The sequence below is a fragment of the Amycolatopsis sp. NPDC051716 genome, from assembly GCF_040681595.1.
In the GTDB taxonomy this organism is placed as follows: Bacteria; Actinomycetota; Actinomycetes; order Mycobacteriales; family Pseudonocardiaceae; genus Amycolatopsis.
Genome location: NZ_JBFAZA010000007.1, coordinates 26,270 through 51,398 on the forward strand (window position 1 = coordinate 26,270; position 25,129 = coordinate 51,398).

Genomic DNA, 25,129 nt, shown 5'->3' on the forward strand with positions numbered 1-25,129 from the left:
TCTACTCCCGAACACGCACTTCCGGGGACCGGCCGACGGGCCACGTCGTCCGCGGACGCCGGCCGCCCGAACCGAGCCGGCGCTCAATGGGTTTCCGTGGCGTAGCCGCCGTCGATGGCGAGGGTGGCGCCGGTGATGTTGCCCGCCACCCGGTCGCTGGCCAGGAACGCGACCAGGTTCGCCACTTCCGCGGGCCGGGTGAACCGGCCGGTGACGGCGTGCCCGGCCGCCTCCTCGGCGACCGAGTCCGGGTTCGCGCCGGTGGTGGCGGCGAGGGTTTCGGCCACCCCGCCGGCGCCGAGCCACAGGTCCGTCGCGACCGGGCCCGGGTTGATCGCGTTGGCGCGGATGCCGCGCGGCCCGAACTCCTTCGACACCGACTTCGTGAAGTTGACCAGCGCCGCTTTCGCCGCGCTGTAGTCGATGACGCCGGGGTCCGGCAGGATCGCGTTGACCGAGGCGACCGTGACGATGCTGCCCCGGCCCGCGGTCACCATCGTCGGCAGCACCGCCCGCGTCGCCCGGACCGCGCTCAGCAGGTTCAGCGTCACCGACCGCAGCCACTCGTCGTCGGTGACCAGCAGGAAGCCGTTCGGCCGCGGGGCGACGGCGCCGACGTTGTTGACCAGGACGTCGATGCGCCCGAACTCGGCCAGGGCCAGCTCGGCGAGCCGGCCCGGGCCGTCGGCGGTGCCGAGGTCGACGGCGAGCGCGTGCGCTTTCCCCGCCTGGACGAGGGCGTCCAGGTCCGGTCCCGGCACCCGCGCGCCGGCCACGACGTGGGCGCCTTCCGCGACGAGGGCTTCGGTGACGGCCAGGCCGATGCCACGGCTGGCTCCGGTGACGACGGCGACCGCGCCGGCCAATCCGAGGTCCACGGGCTCAGATCCCCTGCTCGCGCAGCCAGCCGAGCACGGCGTCGGCGACCTCGCGCCAGCCGCTGTCGATGGTGAGCGAGTGTCCCCGGCCCTCGAACTGCTTCAGCTCGGTGACCGCGGTGGAATCCCGGTACTGCTTGAAGGTCGAGCGGGTGACGACGTCGGGGACGGTGTGGTCCGCCGTCCCGGAGACCAGCAGGAGCGGGCCGCGGTCCGCGCGGCCGGTGTCGACCGCGGCCTGGGAGTGCAGCACGAAGTTCGCGGCCGCCGCCTGGAACAGCGGCCGGGCCGGGGACGGGATCGTCCAGCGCCGGTACAGCGCCGACGACTCCTCGTCGGTCAGCGCGTTGCCGAAGCCGAACCGGAACTCCTTCTCGGTCAGCGACACCGACCGGTGGAGGTTCGCCGGGTTGCCCAGGGCCGGCAGGCCGGCCCGCAGCTGGGCCAGCGGCAGCGGCAGGACGCCTTTGATCTGGGCGGGATCGATGGCGACACCGGCGAGGCCGATCCCCTGCCCCAGCAGCTTTTCGGTGATCAGGCCGCCGAAGGAGTGCCCGATGATCACCGGTGGCCGCTCGAGACCGGCGATGATCGACGCGAAGTGGCCGGTGGCGTCGTCGATACCGGTGTCCGCGACGGCGTCCGGGTTTTCCCGGGCCAGTTCGACGGTTTCGGGCTCGTGCGGCCAGCCGGGCGCGACGGGCGCGTACCCGGCCGCCCGGAAGTGGTCGATCCAAGGGGTCCACGAGGTGGCGTGCAGCCACAGCCCGTGGATGAACACGACGGGGGTGCCCGGCTCGGCCATCGGATCCTCCAGTTCGCCCGGGTGGTCCCCGAAGCCAACCCGACGGACGCCCGGGCGTCCAAGACCCGTCGTGCCCGGATCGATAGCCGTGGTGGCATCGTTGGCGCTCCCGACCCTCGGCGCGGAAGGCCCGCATGGACCTCGACCTCAGGCTGGTGCGGTACTTCGTCACCGTCGCCGACGAACTGCACTTCGGCCGGGCGGCGGCGAAGCTGTTCATCAGCCAGCCGACGCTGTCCAAGCAGATCCGCAAGCTCGAAACCGACGTCGGCGGCGCCCTGCTGGTCCGCGACAGCCGCCACGTGGCCCTGACCCCGCGCGGCGACCGGTTCCTGCACCTGGCCCGGCAGCTGCTCGCGACCGCGGACCAGATGCTGCGCGAACCCGCCCCGCACCACCTGCGGATCGCCCACATCTTCGAGCTGGACACGAGCCGGCTGGTGGCGGACGCGTTCCTCGCCGCCCACCCCGCCGTCCGGCTCGTCCAGAGCCAGATGGACAGCGCGCGCCAGCTCACGGCGCTGCTCGAGGACCACCTGGACGTGGCGATCATCCGCGTCACCGGGGCGATGAAGGCGGCCCACCCGACGGGCTGGCGGCACCGGCTGCTGCGGCTGGAGCCGTTCCGCCTGGTCGGCCGGCCCGGCGACCCCCGCCGCGCGGCGGTGTCGGTGCACGAGCGGCCGATCGAGGTCTTCGCGGACGCACCCGGCACGGCGCTGTACAACGTGCACGGCCGGTACTTGAGTTCGCTGGAGCAGCACACGGGGCTGGCCCTGCGCTGGCTGGGCAACCCGGGCACGTTCGGCACGTGCCACGCCGCGCTCACCCGCGCGCCGGACAGCGCTTACCTGCTGGAGTTCGACAGCTACGCCCGGCGCTACGAGGATCTCGGGATCCCGACGTCCCGGCCGCGGGAGCTGCAGCCGGTGTACCCGTGGTCGCTGGCCTGGCGGGAGGGCGAGCGGCCGGAGACCGTCCGGACGTTCCTGGAAGTGGCCGAGGAGCTCGCGGTGCGGCTGCACTGGCTGCAGCCCGAGCGGGCGGACGGGGTGCCGCTTTGGGCGCCGCCGGAGGACCTCGCCGTCGCCACCGGGTGAGGGACGGGACGAGCGCGTGCTGGGCACGGCACGCGCCACCGGTATCTCCTTCTTCCTCGGCGGGGTCGGCCGCATCGTCTCCAACGTCACGCTCGCGGGCGGGGCTGCTCGCCCGGAGCGCCGGCCCGCAGACGGTGTTCGCCGTGATGACGACGGCGGTGGCCGAAGCCGAACGCCGCGCCGAGCGAAGCTCGCCCTAGTCGTCGCCGGTGACGGCGGCCAGCCGCTCCTGCACCCGCGCGTGGCGGAACTGGTACACGCCCCCGGCCTGCCTGAGCACCCCGCGCCGGTGGGCGTCGTCGAGGAAGTGCATCAGCCGCCACGGCAAGCGGCCGGTCGCCGCCAGCCAGAGGTGGTGGACGAAGTAGTTGCCCCAGGCCCGGGTCACCAGGACCGTCATGCCGATCCCCACGCCGAAGCACACGCCGGCCACGACCGGGGTCACCGCGTTCGTCGCCGCCGGGAACACCTGGCCGCCCGCCAGCGCGGCCGCCACGCCGTAGCACGCCGCCGCCACGCCGCGGCCCATGAAGAACCCGAACGACGCGCCCGCCACCCCGGCCGCGACGGCCAGCGCCAAGTCGAAACGGCCGCCGAGCACCGGGAGGAACCGCGTCTGCGCCGTGAACGCGAACGCCATCCCGTCGAACAGCCCCAAGGACACCAGGAACGACACCGACAGCGCGATCGCGCCGGTCCGTTCGTTGCGCAGGATCGTCCCCGGGCTCGACACGCGGCTCGCGTCGACCGGTTTCGCCAGCCACACGTGCACCGCGAACACCAGGCCGAACACCAGCGCCAGGAAGACCACCAGGCCGGCCGCCAGCGACCAGCCCAGGCCGAGCAGGACACCCACCACGGCACCGATCGCGAAGCGGCCGGCGAACTTCCGGGCGGCGCCGGCGAACCGCAGCTCCGTGCGCAGCGGCTCCGGTGGCCGGCCGAAGCGGTGGGACAAGCCGGCGGCGCCACCGAACGACAACCCGTAGACCGCCGCCAGCACCGGTCCGTCGTCGACCCAGCCGGTGATCACGAAGAACACCGCGACCAGCACGCCGACCAGGACCGACCGGGTGCCGGCGGGCACCGCGCGGTACAGCTGCCACCAGGCCAGGTCGCGGCTGCGCGCGCGTTCGAGGTGCCGGGCCAGGAACCCGAGCCAGCGGGTGGCCTGCTCCGCGGTGTAGCGCCCGGAGGGGCTCGTCTTCGGGTTCCGCCCCGGTGACCGCGGCACCGCCGCGTAGGCGTTGGGGACGAAGGAGTCGAGCAGCTGCCCTTCGAGGGCCGCGGCGTCTTCGGTGGCGAGCAGTTCCGCGGGATCGGCCGGCGGCCGGCCGTAGCCGATCCGCGCGAGGTCGACCATCAACGGCGTCCGCAGCACCCGGGCCAGGGCGGCGTCCGGATCGCGGCGTAACCGGTCGGCGACGGGAAGCCAGCGGTCCTCGCCCTGCCGCGCGGACAGGTAGGTGATCGCCTCCTGCCGCACGACCGGTTCGAGCCGCACCACCGTGGCAGCGGCCAGCACCGTGCCGGACTCGCGCGTCGCCTGCTCGTACTCGGCGGACCGGCAGGTGAGCACCAGCGAGCGGCCCACGCCCATGGTCTGGTCCAGGGCGTCCAGCGCGGCGACGCGCAGGTCGGCCGGCATCTCGTCGAGGCCGTCGAGCACCGGGACGACGTGGCCGCCGAGGACGAGCCGGGTCGGGGCGCCGGGCCCGTACTCGCGGACGTTGAGCAGGGCCGGGTGGTTGTCGGCGAGCCGGGCCGCCAGCCACCGGTCGAGGTGCTCCCGCCGCGGGTCCCACGACGCCAGCGACAACAGGACCGGGACGGGGGCGTCCGGGGTGCGGGTGCGCAGCAGCTCCAGGGTCAGCATCAGGGCGAGCACCGACTTGCCCGAGCCGGGATCGCCCAGCACGACCAGCTGCCGCGCGGGCAACGCGGTGAACGTCGCCGCGATGTCGTCGAGGTCGCCGCGCGGCGCGGGTTTCCCGGGACGCGCGACCGCCGACCAGCGCAGCCGGATCGGCTGTGGCCGGTGCAGCGACCGCAGCTCGGCTTCCGCGCGCCACTGCCACGTGACGGCCTCGGCCAGCTCGGTGACCGCCCGGTCGAACTGGTGCTGCGCCGGGGGTTCCGGTTCGGGATCTTCGGCGCCGGGCGTGGCCTCGGCGAGGATCTGCTCGTGGAGCCGCCGCAGGTCGGGATTCGGGTCGACGCCGAGTTCGTCGGCCAGCCGCCGGCGCAGGCCGTGGAACAGCGTCGAGGCTTCGGCGTAGCGGCCTTCCTTCGCGAGGGCGCGCATCAGGAGCAGGTGGGACAGCTCGCGCGTCGGGTGCTCGCCGCAGAACTCCGTCAGCTCGCGGACGACTTCCCCCGTTTCGCCGAGCCGCAGCCGCCATTCGGCACAGAGTTCGACCGCGTCGGCGCGTTGTTCGTCGAGCAGCGCGGCCCGGCCGGCGAGCGTGGCCGTCCGCAGCCCGTCGAGCGCGGGACCACGCCACAGGGCGAGCGCGGTGCGGATTTCGCCGACGGCGTCGGCGAGCTTGGCCTGCCCGGCCAGTCCCCGGGCCACCGCGACGTGCCGGCGGAAGCGGAGGGAGTCGAGATCGTCGGCGTCGATCTGCAGGCGGTACCCGGGACCATCGGTGACGATCGCCCCGCCGAGCTCGCCGAGCCGGCCCCGCAACGCGGAAACGCAGTTGCGCACCTGCTTCACGGCCGTCGCCGGCGGCTCGTCGTCCCAGAGCGCGTCGATCATGCGCTCCACCGGCACGACAGCGCCGGCGTTGAGCAGCAGCACGGCGAGCGCGCGCTGCTGCCGCGGGCTCGCCAGCGCGACCCGGCTCCCGTACGCCGTCACTTCCAGCGTTCCGAGAATCCGGAACCTCATCGCAACCCCCTGGTCGTCAAGGCCGGCCCGGCTTCGGAACGCGCAGGTGGAGCGGCGGAATGCCGGCGCGAGGACGAAACGAGGACGGCGTCCGGAACCCTAGGGGCACGGTGAACGAGGGGGAATGCCGGGGCGACCCGGTGGCGGGCGCGTCGTTGGGGGTCGCGCCCTCCGCCGGGACCGCCCGGTGATGACAGCGGCGAGTTCTTAGCTTTCTTAAAACCTCGCCTGGCCGCCGCTCCGCCCGCCTCGGACAATCGGCAGCGTGCTGATCGTGATCGCCGACGACGAGGACCGTCTGCACCACCCCGACGCCCCGGGCGGCCGGGCTGCTCGAACGCAACGGCCTGAACCGGCCGGTGCTGGCGATCTCCTGCGGGGTCGACCGCGCGCACTACGCCGGGCCGTCCCACGAACTCCTGGAAGCCACCGTCGCGCTGCCCCCGGAGGTGCGGGTCGAGCTCGTCGGCGACGGCAGCGAACGCGCCCGGCTGGAGGCGCCGGCCGCCCGGCTGGGCATCGCGGAGCGGGTGACCTTCCACGGGTTCGTCCCGGACGAGGAGCTGGTGCGGGCCTACCGGCGGTACGCCGTGTTCTGCATGCCCGGCACCGCCGAGCTGCGGAGCCTGGCGACGATGGCCGCGGGCAAGCCGGTCGTGGCCGACGAGCCCGCCCGGAGGGCGATGGGCCAGACCAGCCTCGAACTGATCGCCGCGCACGACCTGGATTCCACAGTGGACACCTTCGAGGGGGTGTACCTCGACGTCGCGCGCCGTCCGGCGCCCGTCGCCCTCCCGCGGTGAGCCGCCACCGCGACCGAAACCGCAGCTCAGGAGCGCGGAGGCGGCCCCGGTGCCGTGGTGGGTGCGGACCCCAGCTCCGCACCCACCACGCCTCACCGCGCCGGGAACGCCGTGGGTGCCGGCCGGTAGCCGAGCCGGTCGATCGCCGCGGTGATGTCCAGCGTGCGTTCCACCGCGAACTGGCTGATGACGTACCGGTTCAGCCGCCCGCCCGGGAACAGGCGGGCGAGCGGAGACAGCACGCGGGCCGGCACGTAGACCGGCCGCACCCGCACGCCCGCCGAGGCCAGCAGGCCGCGCAGCGCCCAGTCGATCGGCACCGGGGCGCTGTCGGCGATGTTGAACACCCGCGGCCACCCCGGTTCGGCCGTCGCGGCGAGCACGCAGGCGCGGGCCAGGCCGCCCACCTCGGTCATGCTGACCAGCACCCGGCCGGTGCCGGGCACCAGCAGCCGGGTACCCCGCACGTTCTGCAGCAGCCTCGGCAGGAGGGTGGTGTCCCCGGCGCCGTACACGGCGTGGGGCCGCAGGACGACCGCGTCGCGGGCGATGGTCAGCACGAGCTGCTCGGCCGCGGCCTTGGCGGCCGCGTAGGCGTTGAGGTACCGGTCGACCGGAGCTTCGTGCTCCTTCGCCCGCACGGTCGGCCGGTACGGGTCGTAGACGCTGGCGCTGCTGACGTGGACGATGCGGCAGTCCGGGAACGACGCCAGCACGTGGTGGGTACCGAGCAGGTTGGTCCGCCACACCTCCCGGGCCACGCCGGTGTCGGTCGCCGACGCCGCGCAGTGCACCACCGCGTCGACCTCGGGCGGGTCGGCGAGCTTGGCCGCCCCGATGTCCCACGCCCGGTACGCGGCCCCGCCGACGTGCCGGGGGTCCGCCTCGGCACGCCTGCCGAAGGCGCGCACCTGCCAGCCCTCGGCCGCGGCGGCCCGGCAGACCGCGCCGCCGACGAACCCGGTCGCGCCGGTCACCGCGAGCCTCACGGCCGGCTCGCGGTCATCAGCTCGCGCAGGCGGCCCCGGTCGAGCTTGCGGGACCGGCCCGAGCGGGGCAGCTCCGGCAGGACGACGATGCGGTCGGGCACGGCTTCGGCGTCGATCAGCTCCGGCAGCTGCTTGCGGAGCCGCCGGACGAGGCGGGCCGGGTCGGCGTCGTCGCCGTCGGCCACGACCGCCAGCACCACGCTCTCGTCCCCGGTCACCGGGTCGGGTGTCCCGACCATCGCCGCTTCCCGGACCCCCGCCAGCAGCGCGATCGACGGCTCGTACAGCCCGGGGTAGATGTTGTACGAGCCCCGGATCAGCATGTCCTTCTTGCGGCCGGTCATGACGATCCGGCCGGCCTCGTCCAGCCGGGCCAGGTCGCCGGTGGCCAGCTCGGCCAGTGGCGGCGCGCCGAGGTAGCCGAGGCAGGCGTTGGGGGCCGACACGAGCAGTTCGCCGTCCTCGGCGATCCGGGTGGTCACCCCGGGCGACGGCGTGCCGAGCAGGTCGCCCGGGAGCCCCCGCTCGATGTGCGCCAGCTTGTCCTCCGCGCGGGCGACCGCGAGCGGGATCGCTTCGGTCATCGCGTAGATCGAGAGCACCTGCCCGGCGGGGACCGCGGCCATCGCCTGCCGCAGCACCGCGGGTGCCGCGGGCGCGGACCCCATCACGAGGTGGCGGACGTGCCCGGGCCACTCCGGGAGCACGCCGAACACCTCGGCCAGGTGCACCGGCACCCCGTAGGCGTGGGTCACCCGTCGTTCCGCGAGGTCCCGCGCGAAGCGCTCGGGCGGCGCGGACGGCTTCGGCAGGGAGAGCCGGGCGCCGCCCAGCAGCGCGGGCAGGCCGGCCATGATGCCGTCGGCGTGCATCACGTCCCCGGGCGCGAACGGCAGGTGCTCGCCCAGCATCGTCACCGCCGCGGTGAGCGACCGCAGCGAGTGCACGACCCCCTTCGGCTGCTCCGTGGTGCCCGAGGTGAACACGATCAGCGCGGGTGCGTCCGGATCCCGTTCCGGAGCCGCGCCCGGTTCCCGGCCGAGCAGGTCCTTCAGCGACCGGGCCGCGCGCGGCACCCCGGGCAGCCGGCGTCCGATGTGGACGTGCCGGATCCCGGGATCGCCGATCGGCTGCCGCAGGTCCGGCACCGGCCAGCCGCGGCGACGGCAGAACGTGCGGGCCGGGCCGACCACGCTGGTCGTGTAGAACAGCGACTCCGCGACCAGCCAGCGCGGGCGGCAGGCCCGCAGCCGCGCCGACACCAGCTCCGGGCCGACGGCCGTGTCCGCCGAGATGAGCACCGCGCCGGCGCGCAGCGCGCCCAGGAACAGGCCGATCGCCCTGGCCGAGTTCCGGACGGCGAACAGCACGCCGTCACCGGGTTCGAGTCCCTCGGCCCGCAGCCCGGCGCTGACCTCGAGCGCCAGGCGGCGCAGCTCGCCGAAGGTCGTCGTGCGACCGTCCGGATCGATGACGGCGACTTCGCCGGGCCGCTCCTCGGCGGCGCTCAGGAATCGGGTCACGAAATCGTTCATGCGCGGCTGACCTCCAGGCGCCGGTAGGCGGGGAAAAGCACGCCGGGAGCGGCCCGGCGGGCGGTGATCCGCAGCGCCGCGGGGCCGGCCAGGGTGCCGAGGATGGCGTGGATCTCGGCCATGGCCAGCGGGTAGCCGAGGCAGAAGTGCGGCCCCGCCCCGAACCACAGCCGCCGCAGCTCCGGCGGGTGCGCGCGGGCGAGGTCGAACCGGCCGTGCGCCCGGGCGCAGTTGAGCGTCGACAAGACGACCCGGTCCCCGGCGCGCACGGCGACCCCGCCGATCCGCCCGGACCGGACGGCGTTGCGCAGGATGATCGGTGCCGGGGTGATCAGGCGGGCCGTTTCGTGGATCGCGGCCTCCATCGGCCCGGTGTCACCCTCGCGGTACGCGGCGGCTACGGCGGCCAGCGCACCGTGGTCGTGGAGCACCGCGACCATCCGGGGCAGCAGGCTGGTGATCGTCTCGGTGCCCGCGATCAGGAACGCCGACGCGAGCCCCCGGGCCTCGTCTTCGGTGAGCCCGAAGCTGCGCATCCGCCCGACCGCGGTGGTTTCGTCGCCCTTTTCCCAGGCGAGCGAGGTGGCGGCACCGATGTCCGCGACGATCGCGCGGGCCCGGGCGATCTGCCGGTCGCTCAGGCTCAGCTTGCCCAGCTTGACCAGGCCGATGATCGCGGTGGCCTGGCCGGTCATCCGCAGGTACGCCGCCTCCCGCTCCGCCGTCGACCCGGTCACCGCGAACCCGACGAGCGCGCTGGTCACCGCCCCGGCGACGACCTTCGTCGTCCGCACGACATCCACCGGACGGCCGGCGCGCAGGGCCTCGGCCGTGCGGGCCAGCGGTTCCGTGCACGCCGCGTCGACCAGCTGGCGGACGTAGGCGGGTGTGAAGAACTCGGCGAGCTTGCGCCGCATCGCCCGGTGCTCCGGGCCGTCCATGTTGACCAGCATCGACGGGCCGAAGACCGGGGTCCACAGGTCCGCCTCGGTGCCGCCGCCGCTGCGGAAGGTCTCGGTGTCGGTCAGCACCTCCCGGGCCACCGACGCCTCGTTCACGACGACCCCGAGCCCGGGCACCCGCACCGCCGGGCCGAGCCGGCCGAGGACGCGGACGACGGGGTACGCGAGCGGGTGCGCCGCCAGCTGCAGCCGCAGCTCCTGCGCGGCCGCCCTCATCGGACGTCCACCGTTTCGCCGCGGTAGCCGTGGCTGGTGTACCAGGCGAAGGTGTTGCGGATGCCCCACGCCTTGGTCCGCCGCTGCGACCAGTAGACGACCATGTCCCGGCGCCGCCCGTAGGCCCGGGTGACGCACCGGACGCGGTTCACCAGCGTGCGGTCCTCGTGGTCCTCTTCGATGCACGAGCGCGGATAGCCGCCGCACCGCTCGTACAGGCTCGCCGTGATGGCCGTGTTCCCGCCCGCGCACAACAGGTACGGGCCGAGGTACTCCGGCCCCCGGTTGGCGCGGCGGAACCGCGCGGCGTACCCGCCGAACCCGACCAGGAACGCCAGCACGGCCCGCTCGGCCCTCGGCACGGCGAAGTCGTCGGTGCGCGCCTTGAACCGGCCCCCGACCAGCTCCAGCCCGGACGCGAAGCCCCGCATGACCGCCGCGGTCCACTGTGGAGCGACGAGGCAGTCCGCGTCGGTCCGGGCCAGGTGGGTGGCCCCGTTTTCGATGGCCTGGCGCATGCCGGTGTCACACGCGGCCCCGGTGCCCTTCTGCGGTTCGCTGATCACCCGCACGTCCATCTCGGGGTGGGCGGCGGCGAATTCGCGGACGACGTCGGCGGTCGCGTCCGTGCTCGCGTTGTCCACCACCAGCACGGTGAAGTCGCGGTGGCGCTGGGCGGCGAGCGACCGCAGTGGCCCCTCGATCCACTTTTCCTCGTTGTACGCGGGAATGATCACCCAGAGGCGTGTCATGACGTCAGCTCCGCGAACACCGTGCCGACGCTGACGCCGCCGGCCAGTCCGATGAACGCGACCTTGTCGCCCGGGCCGCACCGGCCGGACTCCAGCGCCAGGCTCAGCTGCAGCGGCAGGCTGCACGAAGCGACGTTGCCGTGCTCGGTGATCGTGACGACGAGCTTGTCCTCCGGCACGCCGCTGCATTCGAGGAACACCCGCAGGTGCGGCAGACCGACCTGGTGCACGCAGAAGAGCGCGAAGTCGTCCCGGCTCAGGCCGGTGCGGGCCAGTGCCGCGTCCAGCTGCGGCCGGATGCCGCGCACGACGGACTCCATCAAGGTGCGGCCGTCGCCCCTCATGTAGCCGTCGGTGACCGGGTCGCGGGAGTTCGCGCCGCCGTGGCCCGGAATCGAGGCGACGTCCCAGCAGGACGAATCGGCCGAGAAGTCCCGGTGGAAGATGCCCGGTGCGGCCGAGGCTTCCAGCAGCATCGCGGCACCGGCGTCGGACAGGGTGTAGCCGGCGAGGGAGTCCACGAACTGTTCGCGGTCCGCGACCGACCACCGGACCACCCGGGAGCCGGTCTCGCCGGTGCACACCAGGATGCGGCGGTACTGCCCGGAACGGATGAGCGCCTCCGCGACCTGCATCCCGTTGAGGAAGCTGTTGCAGGCGTTCTTGACGTCGAACACCGGGCAGGACGCGCCGAGCTTCGCGGCCACGACGTGCGCCGTGGCCGGCTCGATGAGGTCCTGGGAAGCGGACGCGAACACGAGCAGGTCCACCTCGTGCGCGCCCAGTCCCGCATCGGACAGCAGTTTCGCGGCTGCCGCCACGGCGAGGTCCGAAGCCAGTTCGCCCGGCGCGGCCCGGTGCCGGGTCCGGATCCCGCTGAGCTTGCGGATCGCCCCGGGCCGGGGCGTGAAGCCGGGGCTCTCCCGCTCGATGCGGGCCTCGATCTCGCGGTCGGCGACCAGCGCCGGGGGCAGGTAGGCGGCCACACCGCCGATCGCCACGTGCATGACACCGTCCTTTCTAGACACCGGCGAACGCCAGCGTCACGTTGTGCCCGCCGAAACCGAACGAGTTGCTGATCGCCGCGGTGAGCGTGACGCGGCGGGGCTCGCCGGCCACGACGTCGAGACCGATCCGGTCGTCGAGCGTGTCGAGGTTGGCCGTGGGCGGGACCAGGCCGTCCCGGACCGACAGCACGGTCGCGATGGCTTCGACCGCACCGGAGCCGCCGAGCAGGTGCCCCAGCGCCCCCTTCGGCGCGGTGACCACCGGGCCGTCGCCGAGGACGCGCCGGATCGTGACGCTCTCGGTCAGGTCGCCCAGCTGCGTCGAGGTCGCGTGCGCGTTCACGTGGCCGATGTCGCCGGCCGCGAGTCCCGCGCGGCGCAGCGCGGTGGTGATGGCGGCGCACTGCCCGGCGCCGTCCGGGTCCGGCGCGGTGATGTGGTGGGCGTCGTTGCTCATGCCCACGCCGGCGATCCTGCCGTACGCCTTCGCGCCGCGCGCCGCGGCGAAGTCCGCGCGCTCCAGCACGAGGATGCCCGCGCCTTCCCCCAGCACGAAGCCGTCCCGGCCCGCGTCGAACGGCCGGGACGCCGTCCCGGGACTTTCGTTGCGGGTACTCATCGACCGCGCCCGCGTGAACCCCGCCATGATGGCGGGCGTGATGCAGGCGTCCGTGCCGCCCGCGACCACGACGTCGGCCTCCCCCGCCACGATCATCCGCCACGCCCAGGCGATCGCCTCGGCCCCGGACGCGCAGGCCGACATCGGGGCGTGCACCCCGGCCCGCGCCCGCAGCGCGAGGCCGACCAGCGCGGCCGGCCCGTTGGGCATGACCATCGGGATCAGCTGCGGCGACACCGCCCGCAGTCCCCGCTCCCGCAGGGCGTCGTGCTGGGTGACCAGCGTCGTCGCGCCGCCGATCCCGGTGCCGATCACCACGCCGCACCGCACGGGATCCACGGTGTCCTCGGCCAGGTCCGCGTCCCGGCACGCCTGCCGGGCCGCGACCACGGCCAGCTGTTCGGCCCGGTCCATGCGCTTGAGCTCGACGTAGTCCAGTACCTCGGCGGGCTCGACGGCGAGCCGCGCGGCGATGCGCACCGGGAACCGGTACTCCCGCGTCCACTCGGTGTCCAAGGTGGACACCCCGGCCCGGCCGTCGAGCAGTCCCCGCCAGGTGGCGGGCACGTCGCCGCCCAGCGGCGTGGTCGCGCCGACGCCGGTGACCACGACCTCGATGTCGTTGTGCGGCGGGCTGTTCACGCCGCGGCGCGCAGGTAGTCGGCGACGTCGCCGAAGGTCTGCAGCAGGTGCAGGCCCTCCTCGGGGATCGTCAGGCCGTAGCTGAGCTCGATCTCGTCGGTCAGCTCGACCATGGCCAGCGAGTCGATGTCCAGTTCGTCGCGCAGCGACAGGCCGGTCAGCGGGCGTTCGGCGGCCATCGCCACCGGGTCGGTGCCGGACACCTTCGTGATCAGCTGGGCCAGGGTGCGCTCGACGTCGTCCGAAGGGCTCACGAGTTACCTCACGGGTGGGTTCGGGGCGGGATACCGGGCCGGGTGGCCACGACGAGGAGGCTGGCAACGGCCGCTGACCGACGGCTGACGGGTGGCCCGGATTCCGGCCCGGCTGTGCGCCGTGCACAACCGGTTCGCGGCACCGGCCCACCCCGCCGGGCTATGGTCGGCGGATGCCGGGGCATCCGCACGCGTCCAGGAGGGTCATCCGCGAGGTGGCCGCCGTCGTCCTCACCGAGCTGCCGTCGTTCGCCGACCGGCTGACCGAGCGGGGTGCGGTCGAGGAGAAGACGTTCTACGCGCGCGGGGACTGGGTGGCGCCCGCGGACATGCGGCAGTCGTTCATGGACAACGCCCGCAGCGCGCTGGTCCTGATGACCGACGGGTTCGAAACGCGGGCCGACTGGATCGCGGCCCCGCTGGCCACCGGCCGCCGCCGCGCCGAACAGGGCGTGCCCCTGGAGGCGGTGCTGCACCTGTTCCGGCTGGGCACCGAGCTGCTGTGGGAGATGCTGCTGACCGCGGCCCGCCGCCGGTCACCGGACGAGCTGGCCGAATTCGTCGACAGCGTGATGGTGCTGTGGCAGGCGACCGACCGCGTCTCGACGGCGATGGTCGAGGGGTACCGGTCGCGCGAGATCCAGCTGCAGACCCGGGCGAACCGGCGCCGGGAACGGCTGGTCCGGGTGCTCGTCGAGGGCCGGGGCGTCGACCCGGCCGTGGCCGCGGACGCCGAGGCCGACCTCGGCCTGCCCGGGCACGGCCGGTACGTCGTGGTCCTGGTGGTCTGCGATCTGGCGGCCGAGGAAATGGTGCCGGTGCCCGAGCTGGCGGCGGCGGGGGTGCGCGTGGTCGTGGCACCGTACCGGGACCGGGTGGTGTGGCTGGTGGAGCTGGGCGGGAACACCGCCGACCGGCTGGCCGGCCTCTTGGCCCCTCATCTGCACCATCGCGCGGGCTTGTCCGGCGAGGTCGACGGCCTTGCCGAGATCGGCATCGCCTACCAGCTGGCGGAAATCGCGCTGCACACGCAGTCCCCGGCCGTGCCGGGGCTGGCCGTGCTCGACGACCGGCTGCCCGAGGCGCTGGTCGTCGCCAGTCCGCGGCTGGCCCAGCGGCTGGCGGCCCGGGCCCTGGGCCGCGTCCTGGACCTCGAGGACGAGGAGCGCCAGGTCCTCCTGAACACCCTGCGGGCCTGGTTCCGCGCGGACCGCTCCCCCACCCGCGCGGGCGAACTGCTGTACTGCCACCGCAACACGGTGCTCAACCGGCTGCGCAAACTCGAGCAGCTCACCGGGGCGTCCCTGGAAGACGACCGCCACCAGCTGTGCTGCCGCCTGGCCCTGCTGGCCCACGACCACCTGCGCCGCGAATGACCCGGCCGCGGAGCTCGGACTCCGCGGCCGGGTCACCCCCACGCCGGTTCAGGAAGCGCTGCAGCTGACGCTGGGCCAGGTCCGGTTTCCGTTGGTCATGATGGTGACACCCCAGTTGTTGCCGCTGCCGTTGGGTGTCGCGATGAGCACCTGGCTGCTGGGCCAGGTGGCGTTGATGTTCCAGGTGGTGCTGATCCGCTCGGGGCTCGGCACGTTCATCGTGACCGTCCACGACGAGGAGCCGCTGACCGAGACGTTGAGGTTGTACCGGTCACCCCACGACTGCCCCGCCGAAAGCGTTGCGGTGCAGCTGCCCCCGCCCGGTGTCGTGGGCGTGGTCGTCGGGGTCGTGGTGTCCGTCGGGGTGGTCGTGGGTGTCGTCGGTGTCGTGGTCGGGCCGGGGCCGGCCGAGTTGAGGACGTTCAGCACCGAGTTGTAGGCGGCCTTCTTGTTGCCGTTGCCGTCGAACAGCAGCGGGCTTTCGTTGGACCGCCAGGAATCGCTGTCCCGCACGCCCCACACGGTGATGCCGACGCAGCGCGCGACGTTCACGCACGCCTGGGTCAGCGCCGAGTACTGCGAGGTGTTCGAGTTCGTGACGTCGACCTCGGTGAGCGCCACGTCGACGCCGAGCGCCGCGAAGCTGGAGATCGTCTGCTGGAAGTTGCCCGGCACCGAGCTGCCGCCGGTGAAGTGGGCCTGCAGGCCCACGCAGTCGATCGGCACACCGCGGGACTTGAAGTCCTGGACCATGCGGTAGACGCCCTGGGTCTTGCCGTAACTCCAGTTGTCGATGTTGTAGTCGTTGTAGCAGAGCTTGACCGACGGGTCGGCCGCACGGGCGGTCTTGAACGCGACCTCGATCCAGTCGTTGCCGGTGCCCTGCAGGTTCGACTGACGGCGGCTGCCGTCTTCGTTGAAGGCCTCGTTGACGACGTCCCAGTACGCGAGCTTGCCCTGGTAGTGGCCCATCACCTTCTGGATGTGGTTGATCATCGCGCTGCGCAGCGCGCTGCCGCCCATGTTCTGCATCCAGCCGGGTTGCTGCCCGTGCCAGGCGAGGGTGTGCCCGCGGACCCGCGAGCCGTGGCTGACCGCCCAGTTGTAGACCTGGTCGCCCGCCGAGAAGTTGAACTGGTTCTGGTTGGGTTCGGTCGCGTCCGGCTTCATTTCGTTTTCGGGCGTCACCATGTTGAATTCGCGCGCCGCGATGGTGGTGTAGGCCGAGTTGCTGAGCCGGCCGGCGGCGATCGCGGTGCCGAAGTACCGGCCCGACTGCGCGGCCGCGGCGCCCAGGGTGCTGGCCGCGGCGTCCGCGCCGGGCGCCGTCACCAGCACGGTCGCGGTCGCGGCCACGGTCGCCACGCCCGCCAGCACTCGAGTGGTCGTCGACCGCCACCAGCGCCTGCGGCGCAGGTCCGACGAGCTTTCCGCCATTCGTGGTCTCCTTCGGTGAAGTTCCCCTTGACCAGCAGCAGAGCACGCCGCCGGAGCACCACGCAAAAAGTTTCGGCCGACTTTCGAAATCGGTGAACGCGGCCTGGCGGTATCCGTGAAAGTTACCTGGCACCCGGAACCGGATCTTGCCGCTGGGTACCGCGCGGGACCCGGCGCGGGCAACGCGCAGGGAGCCGCGCTCAACCGTCTCCGCCGCCGGACGTCCCTAGGAAGTGATCACGGAAGCGACCCGGGAAGACAGGCCGCCCGCCGCGGGCGGGCGTCCTCCCGGCCGGTGGCGGCGGTGGCTGCTCGCGTTCGCCGTGGCCGGGTTGCTCGCCGGGATGGCGGCCGCGATGATCACGACGGCCGTGGCGCAGACGCCGACGATCGACGAGCCGGTGTACGTCGGCGCGGCGACCTTCTCCCTGGAACACCACAGCCTGCGGTTCAACCCCGAGCACCCGCCGCTGGGCAAGCTGATCATCGCCACCGGCCTGGCCTTCGCGGACGTGCACGTCGACGCCGGTTTCGCCGGCGATCAAACCGAACTCGGCCGGTTCGTGCTCTACGAGTCGGGTCACGACCCGGGCCGGCTGATGCTGCTGGCGCGGTTGCCGGTGATCGTGCTGACGCTGCTGTTCGGGCTGGTCGTCTTCGCCTTCGCCCGCGATCTGGCGGGCCCGGCCGGCGGCGTGGTGGCGCTGGCGCTGTACGCGCTTTCCCCCGACCTCGTCGCGCACGGGTCGTTGGCGACCCTCGACGTGCCGGTGGCCGGTTTCCTGGTGACGTCGGCCTGGCTGCTGTGGCGGGCCCGGCGGCGTCCCGTCCGTTACCTGCCCCTCGCGGGACTGGCCCTGGGCGCGGCCGTGGCCACGAAGATGAGCGCCCTGGCCGCGGTTCCGGTGGTGCTGCTCCTGGTCGTGCTCTCGGTCTGGCAGGACCGCTCCGCGTCCGGTCCACAACGGACACTCCGGCGCCTCGGGGCCGGTGCCGCGGCGGCCCTCGGCGTCGCGCTGATCGCGGTCGCCGTGGTGTGGGTTTCCTACCTGGTGGTCGATCCGCGGCTGCGCTGGGTGCCACCACCGGGCCTGCCGCCGCTCGAGGGGCTGCGCTCGCTCGCGGGTCTGCTGCCGCTGCCCGCGCCGTACCTCGACGGGCTGCGTGTCCAGTTCGGCTTCGAAGACCAGGTGTGGACGACGTTCCTGTTCGGCAGCCGCCACGTCGGCGCGCTGTGGTACTACCTCCCGGCCGCGTTGCTGGTGAAAACCCCGCTGGGCACGCTGGCCCTCTGGGCGGCCGGCGTCGGCACGATGGTGGCGGTCCCGAAGCTGCGCCCGGCGGCGCCGTACGTCCTCGTCCCCGCGGCGGTGCTGCTGGCCGCGGCCATGACGGGCAGCCGCGACCTCGGCGTCCGGTACGCGCTCTTCGTGCCGATGTTCCTGGCCGTCGCGGCGGCGGGAGTGGTCGCCCTCCGCCGGCGGTGGGCGCGCGTCGCCGTGGCGGGCCTGGTCGCCTTCACGGCGGTCAGCTCGCTGCGCACGTTCCCCTACTACCTGCCGTACGCCAACGAGGCGTTCGGCGGCCCGGCGGAAACCCACCGCCAGCTGCACGACTCGAACGTCGACTGGGGCCAGGACCTGGGCCGGCTGGCCGATCGGCTCGAACAGCGCTATCCGGGTCAGCGGGTGTGGCTGGTCTACAAGGGCAGCGGGGTGCCGTCGTACTACGGCATCGACGCCGCGGACCCGCTCGCCGTGCCCCCGGACGCCGTGCACGGGCTGCTCGTCGTGTCGGATTCCGCCACGGCCAAGGCGGACGACCGCCTGGGGCTGCTGCTCCGCACGAGCACGCCGATCGACGAGGTCGGCCACTCCATCACGATCCTCCGCCGGCCGTGACCCGGGCACCGACGACGCGCCGGGCCGGATCGCCGTACGGGCAGGCGCGCCGGCCGACGGGAAACCGGGTGGTCCGGCAGAATGGCCGGGTGCCCCGCCGCGAGCTCCGCCCGCACCAGGTCTGGCTGATCGGCGTGCCGCTCAACCTCCTGCTGGCCCTCCCGGCCGCCTACCCGGTCGCCTTCGCGATGCTGGCGGCGCAAGTCGTCGCCGGCGAGCTCGGGTGGGCCACGCTCGACCCCACGGTGGTCGACGACGGCGCGGGGCTGGTGATCGGGTTCGGGGTGGTCTCGGTGTTGTTCGGCGGGCTGCTCGTGTTCGGCCTGAACGCCTTGTTCGCGTTCCGGGCCCCGCAGCTCAGCGCGGGCCGCTATTGGCTCGCGGTGGCCCTGCTGGTCGTCGTTCCCGGCGTCCTCTACTGGACCGTCATCCGCTAGGGCGCGAGCGCGGCAGCGGCCCGCTCACAGGTTCATGATCGGCAGCTGGGCGTCCGGGCGGGTCAGCCGGGCGAGCAGCTGCTCGGGCTGGCCACTCACCGGGCGCAGTGCGTCCACCGCTTCGGCTTGACGTCCCTGGCCCGACAGCACGACGGCGAGCGTCAGCCCCAAACCGTTGGCCGCGTGCGGGCAACGCCGCTTCGCCAGCTTCAGGGCCGCGAGACACTCCTGCAGCGCCTCGTCGTGCCGCTCGGTCCGGCTCAGGGCCATGGCGCGGTTCGCCAGCAACATCACCCGCACGATCGGCGTGTCTTCGGTCGCGAGCTGATGAGCCGCCAGCTCGGCGGCCCGGGCGAACTCCCCGGTGCGGAAGGCGGCCGCCCAGCCGGTCCGGTCGCTCAGCTGGATCAGGTCGATGACGCGCCCTTCCTCGGGCCACGCCCGCCGGTAGCCGAGGCGGAAGCTCTGCCAGCCGTCCGGTGTCAGGCCCGGCAGCAGCGGGCGGATGTCCGTGGCGCACTGCTCCGCGCTCGGCCGGGCGTGCAGGAACACCGGCCGGGGATCGTGCACCAGCGCCGTGCCGTCGCGGTCGAACAGCCAGTTCCCGCGGTGCGCGTCGCCGTGCAGGACGTTGCGGGCGTGCAGCCCGGCCAGCGTGATGCCGATCGCGAAGCCGTCCGGGTCGACCGCCGGGGAGCCACCCAGCCACAGGTGCCGGAACTCGCGGTAGTCCGTCACCACTGGCTGGGCTTCGCAGGGAACCGGCACGCTTTCGGCGTACGAGCACAGGAACCGGATGCTCTCGCGCCGGCCCACCACGAGCGGGTACCGCGGGCCGCCCGCTCCGGTCAGGCTCGACAGCGGCACCACCGCGCACTCGCCGATCGACTCCGCGACGTCCCTCGGCCACTGGTCGAGGGAACCCGGCGCGGGAATTTCCTCGGGCAGGAGCACGATTTCGCCCCGCTCCACCAGCTCGCGCACCGCCGCCAGGCCGGTGCCGGCGAACTCGGTCACCTCGACGCTCGCCGCGCCGAGTTCGAGGAGGAACGTCACCACCCCAGCATAGGATGAGCGGCGTGGCCGAAACCGGGGAAAACGTGGCGCTGGTGACCCAGACCCTGGTCGCCAACGCCAGCACCGTCCTGAGCCGTCCGGACGCGCTCACCCTGCCGCTCTTCCTCGACCTCTGCGCGCTGTGCGAAGCGGTGGTGCTGCTCGACCGCCTGGAAGCACTGGGCGCCGCGGACGAACACGTCACCCTCCTGGGCGGGCGGCTGGGCGGGGAAGGGCTGTACCGCACGTTCCAGCCGACACTGTCGCCCGACGAACTCCGGCGTGTGATGCTGCGGCTGCCGGACGAACTCGCGAAGCGCATGACCCTCGACGCCGGCGACGCCGGCGACCCCGGGCACGCCGTCGACGCGACCGGCGCGGTGACCGGCCTGGACTACACGACCGGGCTGAACAACCTCCTCGCCCAGGTCGACGCCCTCGGCGGGTACGCCAGCTGCGGGGACTGCTCGGTCAAGGAACGGATGTACCGCGGGAACGGCTACCTCCTCGTGGCCGCCGCGCACGGCCTGGACTACTTCCCCGACTTCGACCGGGTGCCGTTCGTGGCCGGCACGCTGCAGAAGACGTACCGCTCGTTGCCGCGCCGGCTCTACGACGAGGTCAGCGGATCGCTCGACGAGCCGCTCAACGGCGGCGAGCTCGTGGCGGAGTGGGCGGCGATGTCGACCATCCCGATCCCGCCGATCAGCGCGCTGGTGCTCGCGCGCGCCTCGTCGCTCGACGACGTCCCGGAGCAGCTGCTGCGCGTACGGGACGAATTCCGCCGATACCGCCGCTACTTCGGCGACTTCAAGGCCGAGCTGAGCAACGCCGACACCGTCCGGGAGCGCCGGAAGCTGCTGACGAGGTACCAGGCGCTGCTGGCCGAAGCCAGCGGCCCCGACCGCGAAACCGTGTCACTGACCGAGATGCTCAACCTCACCGAAAAGGCGGTGAAAGCGGCCGCCGGTCCGGCGCTGCCGACGAGCTACGGCGCTCTGCTGGTGACGCAGCCGGTGGACTGGATCCGCCGCTGGTGGCAGCGGCGGCCCTTGGCCATCCTCTTCCGGCTCGACAGCAAGCTGCCGCGGCTGTCGGAGTACCGCCACCTGGTCGGCAAGCTGTGGGGCGACGAGGCCGGGCACCTCCTGCTCGGCCAGGTCGCCGGCCACGGCACCCGCCTGCGCACCCTCCTCGCCGACGCCGAACCGGCCTGACGGCTTCCTCGAGGAGGGCCGGCCGGTGAAACTTTCAGCCGCCGCCGGGCCTCGGCCAGCGGTGACACCCGGCCGGCCGTGAATTGCTTGCCAGAACCCGGTCCCTTGCGAACGATGGTGACGGACCAGCCTGCGAACCGGCGGTTCCCTCGGCCGGCGGCGCGCCAGTGCTCCTGGCACGGCCGGAGCACCCAGCCCATCGACCTTCTGCGACGGAGATCCGATGTCCTTGCGCTTCCCCGGCCGGCGACGGGTACGGCTGACCGCCGTGCCCCTGCTCGCCGCCGCCCTGACCGCGGCCACGCTCGTCCCGGCCGCGTCGGCAGCCCCGGCGCGGCCGGCCGCGCTGCCGGTCTACCGCGACACGCACTACAGCTTCGCCGAGCGGGCCGCCGACCTCGTCGCCCGCATGACCCTGCCCGAAAAGGTGCTGCAGCTGCGCACCAACAGCGCCCCGGCCATCCCGCGGCTCGGCGTGCAGCAGTACACGTACTGGAGCGAAGGCCAGCACGGCCTCAACACGCTCGGCGCGAACACCGACGACGGCACGGCGACCGGCGGGGTGCACGCCACCAGCTTCCCGACGAACCTGGCCAGCACGATGTCCTGGGACCCGGAGCTGATCCAGCAGGAGACCACGGCGATCTCCGACGAGGCCCGCGGCATGCTGGACAAGTCGCTGTGGGGCGTCGCGCAGAACAACATCGGCCCGGACAAGAACAACTACGGCTCGCTGACCTACTGGGCGCCGACGGTGAACCTCGACCGCGACCCGCGGTGGGGCCGCACCGACGAAGGGTTCGGCGAAGACCCGTACCTGGTCGCGAAGATGGCCGGCGCGTTCGTCAACGGCTACCAGGGCCAGACCGCGGCCGGCCGGCCGACGACGCCGTACCTCAAGGTCGCGGCCACCGCCAAGCACTACGCGCTCAACAACGTCGAGAACGACCGGCACGCGGACTCCTCGGACACGACCGAGGCCAACCTCCGCGACTACTACACCGCGCAGTTCCGGCACCTCATCCAGGACTCACACGTCTCCGGCCTGATGACGTCGTACAACGCGATCAACGGCACGCCGTCGCCGGCCGACACGTACACGGCGAACGCCATCGCCCAGCGCACCTACGGCTTCGACGGCTACACCACGTCCGACTGCGGCGCGGTCGGTGACGTCTACGCGCCGGGCAGCCACAACTGGGCGCCACCGGGCTGGACCACGGCCACCGCAGGCGGCGGCACGCAGTGGACGAACACCACGTCGGGGCAGCAGGTCTCCGGCGCCGCCGGGGGCCAGGCGTACTCGCTGCGCGCGGGCACGCAGCTCAACTGCACCGGCACGGAAGCCACCGTGGCCAACATCCAGGAGGCCATCAAGGCCGGGGTGCTGTCCGAAGGCGTGCTCGACAACGCCCTGGTGCACGTGTTCACCACGCGCATGCAGACCGGCGAGTTCGACCCGCCGGACCGGGTGGCGTACACGAAGATCACCAAGGACGTCATCCAGAGCGCCGAGCACCAGGCGCTGGCCGCGAAGGTCGCCGCCAACTCGCTGGTCCTGCTGAAGAACGACCCGGTCCCGGGCACCGCCGCGCCGCTGCTGCCCGCCGATCCGGCCAAGCTCGGCACCGTGGTCGTCGTCGGCGATCTCGCGGGCAAGGTCACCCTCGGCGGCTACTCCGGTGAACCCGCGCTGCAGGTGAACGCGGTGCAGGGCATCACGTCCGCGGTCAAGGCGGCGAATCCGGGTGCCACGGTCACGTTCGACGCGTGCGGCACGTCCACCGGCACGACGACGGCGGCGAGCTGCTCGGCGGAGACGCTGGCCGCGATGAAGACGGCCGACCTGGTCGTGGTGTTCGCCGGGACCGACGGGAACGTGGCCACCGAGGGCCGGGACCGCACCACCATCGCCATGCCCGGCAACTACGACTCGCTGATCGACCAGGTCAAGGCGGCCGGCAACCCCCGGACCGCGCTGGCCGTCCAGGCGGGCGGCGCCGTTTCGCTCGGCCACGCCGCCGGCATTCCGGGCATCGTGTTCAGCGGGTACAACGGCGAAAGCCAGGGCACCGCGCTGGCCGACGTGCTGTTCGGCAAGCAGAACCCGAGCGGGCACCTCAACTTCACCTGGTACACCGACGACTCGCAGCTGCCCGCCATCAAGAACTACGGGCTGACGCCGTCGCAGACCGGCGGCCTCGGCCGGACCTACCAGTACTTCACCGGCACGCCGGCCTACCCGTTCGGCTACGGCCTCTCCTACGCGAAGTTCGCCTACTCCCGGGTGCACGCGGACACCCGGGCCGTCGACGCGAACGGGCGGGTGACCGTGCACGTGGACGTGACCAACACCGGCAGCACGCCGGGTGCCACCGTCGCCCAGCTGTACGCGGCCACGGCGTTCGGCGTGCCCGGCGTGGAACTGCCGCGGCAGCGCCTGGCCGGCTTCGCGAAGACCGACGTGCTCGCCCCCGGCCGGACCCAGCACCTGGCCATCCCGGTGCGGATCAGCGATCTGTCGTTCTGGAACGAGGGCCAGCGCCGCGAAGTGGTGTACCCCGGTCCCTACCGGTTCGGCGTCGGCGCCGACTCCGCCCACCTCGCCGGCACCGCCACGGTGGCCGTCACCGGAGCGATCAAGCCGAAGACCCAGTACGTGACCGTGCAGCCGGGTCAGGTCGTGTTCGCGCCGGGTCAGCGGCTCGACCTGACCGCGAAGAACCCGTGGATCGCCGACGACACCGCCCAGGCCGGCCAGCACGTGCCGGCCGACCACATCGTCGAAGCGGTGCACGACGACCAGTCGTTCGTCGACCTTTCGCGGGCCCGGATCGGGTACCGCAGCAGCGATCCGCGCGTGGCCGAGGTCAGCCGGACCGGCCAGGTGACGATGGTGGCGCCCGGCGTCGCCACGATCAGCGTCACGGTCGACGGCGTCACCGGCACCACGCCGGTGGTGGTCGAGCAGCCGTTCACGCTCACGGCACCGGAGCGGGTGAAGGCGGGCACGACGTACACCGCCACCACCACGCTGCCGAACCCGGCGGGCGCCCGGCCGCTGCGCGACGTCGTCTTGACGCTCAGCGGGCCGGCCGGCTGGACCATCAAGGCCACGTCGCCGTCGACGTTCGCCACCGTGCCGGCCGGGCAGACCGTCAGCACCACCTGGGAAATCGGCGTTCCGGCCTCGGCGGAACCCGGCAAGTTCGACCTGTCGGCGCAGGCCGCGTTCACCTCGGTCAACGGGCGGGGCACCTCGACGGACGCGACGACCGTCCTGCTGCCCCACCCGCCGTACCCGTCGTTCGCGGCGGCGTACAACAACGTGGGCGTCAGCGACGACGCCACGCCGGGCGCGGGCAACTTCGACGGCGGCAACGCGAGCTTCTCCGCACAGGCACTGGCCGCGGCGACGCCCAGCTTGACGCCGGGAGCGACGTTCACCCACGACGGGCTGACGTTCACCTGGCCGGACGTGCCGCCGGGCAGCCCGGACAACGTGGTCGCGGGCGGTGTGGCCGGCGGCCAGACGATCGCGATCTCCGGCACCGGGAACACGCTGGGCCTGATCGGCGCGGGCGACTACGGCAGCCCGAGCGGAACGGCAACGGTGACGTACACGGACGGAACGACCGAGTCCCACTCGGTGAGTTTCGCGGACTGGTGGTCCAACGCGGCCACCGGCGGCGACATCCTCACCACGTTGCCGTACTTGAACAACAGCAGCGGGCAGCTGAACCAGAAGGTGAGCCTGTACTACGCCCCGATCCCCCTGCAGCCGGGCAAGACGGTGCAGTACGTGACGCTCCCGGACGTCAGCGACGGAGCGAACATGGGCACGGCGGCGATGCACATCTTCACGATCGCCATCGGCTGACCGAGGGGGTCCCGTCCCGCCGGTGCTCACGCCGGCGGGACGGGCTTGTTCGTCTTCGGTGAGCGCGGACAAGCTTGAAGCCCGCTGCCGGTCAACGGGCGCAGGCGAAACTCGCCGCGCTGGCCGGATCACCCGCGCGGTACCACGGCCGGCCGGGACAGGTGCACCAATCGGCTACCCGCCGGCTGCCGCAGCCGGCGGGATCCGGGCGGACGAGCGCAACCCCGACACCAGCCCATTGGACTGAGCGCGGGCAAGCTCGAAGCCCGCTGCCGGTCAATAGGCGCAGGCCCGCCCCGCCGGCTTTTCGTGCCGGCGAGGCGGGCCCGCAGACCGCCGCCACGTGCCGATCAGGCGGCCGGCCCCCGGT

At 73.2% G+C, this 25,129-nt stretch carries 19 protein-coding genes; 7 read left to right on the forward strand and 12 right to left on the reverse strand.

What is annotated here, in order from left to right; all coding sequences use genetic code 11:
• Positions 1–83 precede the first annotated feature (83 nt).
• Together AB0M30_RS11290 and AB0M30_RS11295 are read right to left on the reverse strand one after the other, a co-directional pair.
• Positions 84–878: an SDR family oxidoreductase gene (locus AB0M30_RS11290; RefSeq protein ID WP_364582691.1), complete on the reverse strand. Its 795-nt coding sequence runs from the start codon at positions 876–878 to the stop codon at positions 84–86.
• A 4-nt stretch (positions 879–882) separates the two neighbouring features.
• Complete coding sequence (locus tag AB0M30_RS11295) at positions 883–1,683, reverse strand: alpha/beta fold hydrolase (RefSeq protein WP_364582694.1); 801 nt, start codon at positions 1,681–1,683, stop codon at positions 883–885.
• 134 nt (positions 1,684–1,817) lie between these two features.
• Between AB0M30_RS11295 and AB0M30_RS11300 the strand changes: the two genes are divergently transcribed.
• Positions 1,818–2,783, forward strand: a complete 966-nt coding sequence (locus AB0M30_RS11300) for a LysR family transcriptional regulator (RefSeq protein ID WP_364582697.1) — start codon at positions 1,818–1,820, stop codon at positions 2,781–2,783.
• Between the two features lie 196 nt (positions 2,784–2,979).
• On the opposite strand, the gene AB0M30_RS11305 is transcribed toward AB0M30_RS11300, so the two are convergent.
• Positions 2,980–5,676, reverse strand: coding sequence for a BTAD domain-containing putative transcriptional regulator (locus AB0M30_RS11305; RefSeq protein ID WP_364582700.1), 2,697 nt, complete (start codon positions 5,674–5,676; stop codon positions 2,980–2,982).
• Between the two features lie 359 nt (positions 5,677–6,035).
• On the opposite strand from AB0M30_RS11305, the gene AB0M30_RS11310 reads away from it, so the two are divergent.
• Positions 6,036–6,479: a glycosyltransferase gene (locus AB0M30_RS11310; protein WP_364582702.1), complete on the forward strand. Its 444-nt coding sequence runs from the start codon at positions 6,036–6,038 to the stop codon at positions 6,477–6,479.
• A 92-nt stretch (positions 6,480–6,571) separates the two neighbouring features.
• Here AB0M30_RS11310 and AB0M30_RS11315 read toward each other — a convergent pair whose 3' ends face one another.
• The 7 genes from AB0M30_RS11315 to AB0M30_RS11345 are packed head-to-tail and all read right to left on the reverse strand — an operon-like array spanning position 6,572 to position 13,455.
• Positions 6,572–7,468 (reverse strand): NAD(P)-dependent oxidoreductase, encoded by an 897-nt coding sequence (locus tag AB0M30_RS11315; RefSeq protein WP_364582705.1) that lies wholly within the window; start codon positions 7,466–7,468, stop codon positions 6,572–6,574.
• On the reverse strand, positions 7,465–9,003 hold the full coding sequence (locus AB0M30_RS11320) for a class I adenylate-forming enzyme family protein (protein WP_364582707.1): 1,539 nt from the start codon (positions 9,001–9,003) through the stop codon (positions 7,465–7,467). The genes AB0M30_RS11315 and AB0M30_RS11320 overlap by 4 nt, the downstream gene beginning before the upstream one ends.
• The gene (locus AB0M30_RS11325; protein ID WP_364582709.1) at positions 9,000–10,181 is read right to left on the reverse strand and encodes a cytochrome P450; all 1,182 of its coding nucleotides are present in this window, start codon (positions 10,179–10,181) and stop codon (positions 9,000–9,002) included. Before AB0M30_RS11325 ends, AB0M30_RS11320 begins: the two co-directional genes overlap by 4 nt.
• The gene (locus AB0M30_RS11330) at positions 10,178–10,933 is read right to left on the reverse strand and encodes a glycosyltransferase family 2 protein (RefSeq protein ID WP_364582711.1); all 756 of its coding nucleotides are present in this window, start codon (positions 10,931–10,933) and stop codon (positions 10,178–10,180) included. Before AB0M30_RS11330 ends, AB0M30_RS11325 begins: the two co-directional genes overlap by 4 nt.
• The gene (locus AB0M30_RS11335) at positions 10,930–11,940 is read right to left on the reverse strand and encodes a ketoacyl-ACP synthase III (protein ID WP_364582713.1); all 1,011 of its coding nucleotides are present in this window, start codon (positions 11,938–11,940) and stop codon (positions 10,930–10,932) included. Before AB0M30_RS11335 ends, AB0M30_RS11330 begins: the two co-directional genes overlap by 4 nt.
• Before the next feature lie 13 nt (positions 11,941–11,953).
• Positions 11,954–13,201, reverse strand: a complete 1,248-nt coding sequence (locus AB0M30_RS11340; protein ID WP_364582715.1) for a beta-ketoacyl-[acyl-carrier-protein] synthase family protein — start codon at positions 13,199–13,201, stop codon at positions 11,954–11,956.
• Positions 13,198–13,455 (reverse strand): phosphopantetheine-binding protein, encoded by a 258-nt coding sequence (locus tag AB0M30_RS11345; protein ID WP_103342299.1) that lies wholly within the window; start codon positions 13,453–13,455, stop codon positions 13,198–13,200. The genes AB0M30_RS11340 and AB0M30_RS11345 overlap by 4 nt, the downstream gene beginning before the upstream one ends.
• Positions 13,456–13,628: 173 nt before the next feature.
• Between AB0M30_RS11345 and AB0M30_RS11350 the strand changes: the two genes are divergently transcribed.
• Positions 13,629–14,831, forward strand: a complete 1,203-nt coding sequence (locus tag AB0M30_RS11350; protein WP_364582719.1) for a helix-turn-helix domain-containing protein — start codon at positions 13,629–13,631, stop codon at positions 14,829–14,831.
• 48 nt (positions 14,832–14,879) lie between these two features.
• Here the strand turns inward: AB0M30_RS11350 and AB0M30_RS11355 are convergent, their stop codons facing one another.
• Positions 14,880–16,268, reverse strand: a complete 1,389-nt coding sequence (locus tag AB0M30_RS11355; protein ID WP_364582722.1) for an endo-1,4-beta-xylanase — start codon at positions 16,266–16,268, stop codon at positions 14,880–14,882.
• A gap of 233 nt (positions 16,269–16,501) precedes the next feature.
• Here AB0M30_RS11355 and AB0M30_RS11360 point away from each other — a divergent pair, with 233 nt between their 5' ends.
• Positions 16,502–18,169 (forward strand): phospholipid carrier-dependent glycosyltransferase, encoded by a 1,668-nt coding sequence (locus tag AB0M30_RS11360; RefSeq protein WP_364582724.1) that lies wholly within the window; start codon positions 16,502–16,504, stop codon positions 18,167–18,169.
• Positions 18,170–18,258: 89 nt separating this feature from the next.
• On the forward strand, positions 18,259–18,606 hold the full coding sequence (locus AB0M30_RS11365) for a hypothetical protein (protein ID WP_364582727.1): 348 nt from the start codon (positions 18,259–18,261) through the stop codon (positions 18,604–18,606).
• Between the two features lie 24 nt (positions 18,607–18,630).
• Here the strand turns inward: AB0M30_RS11365 and AB0M30_RS11370 are convergent, their stop codons facing one another.
• Complete coding sequence (locus tag AB0M30_RS11370) at positions 18,631–19,662, reverse strand: tetratricopeptide repeat protein (protein ID WP_364582729.1); 1,032 nt, start codon at positions 19,660–19,662, stop codon at positions 18,631–18,633.
• A gap of 23 nt (positions 19,663–19,685) precedes the next feature.
• Between AB0M30_RS11370 and AB0M30_RS11375 the strand changes: the two genes are divergently transcribed.
• Entirely contained in the window at positions 19,686–20,879 is a 1,194-nt protein-coding gene (locus AB0M30_RS11375) for a hypothetical protein (protein ID WP_364582731.1), read from the forward strand.
• Between the two features lie 223 nt (positions 20,880–21,102).
• Positions 21,103–24,759: a glycoside hydrolase family 3 C-terminal domain-containing protein gene (locus AB0M30_RS11380; RefSeq protein ID WP_364582733.1), complete on the forward strand. Its 3,657-nt coding sequence runs from the start codon at positions 21,103–21,105 to the stop codon at positions 24,757–24,759.
• The last annotated feature ends 370 nt before the right edge of the window (positions 24,760–25,129 follow it).